General features: G+C 43.1%; 1 protein-coding gene. It reads right to left on the bottom strand.

Annotated elements, in window-relative coordinates:
* Window positions 1-68: 68 nt before the first annotated feature.
* A partial coding sequence (locus R7Q11_RS29750; protein WP_225467412.1) for a transglycosylase SLT domain-containing protein occupies window positions 69-503 on the bottom strand: 435 nt, incomplete at its 5' end.

Genomic DNA, 503 nt, shown 5'->3' with positions numbered 1-503 from the left:
AACTAGAATGCAAATGTGACATTAATCACTCTGCAATTTCAAAGTACACTGAATAATAAAAATGCCGCTTAATTAACAAGCGGCATTTTTGTATCTGGCGTTTGAGTGATTTTCCTTATTGGCGTCATAAAGATCGGGTCATCAGGAATCAGCAGCACATTTTCTAGTGTTTTGGCGAGGTCTAAGCTCTCTAGTTGCTTATAGATGACGTAGTAACGGTTCACGCTGGTCACATAACTGACCGTTGAGCTGAGGCTTTTTCGCATGACCACTTCGACATTATTAAACCAAACGTTGGGGTCGTAGCCTTGCTGTGCGGCTCGCTTGCGCATTTTCTCGACATTACCGGGGCCTGCATTGTAAGCCGCCAAGGTAAAGTAAATTTTGTTCTCAGCCGTAATGGCCTTATCGCCAAAATACTGCCGACGTAAAAACGCTAAGTATTTCGCTCCTGCGTGGATGTTGTTTTCGAGTTGTCGAACATTTTTGATGTTGATGTTTGG

Source organism: Vibrio sp. 970 (genome assembly GCF_033339075.1).
Note: the sequence above shows the minus strand (reverse complement) of the source record. Positions and strands in the feature narration are given on the sequence as shown.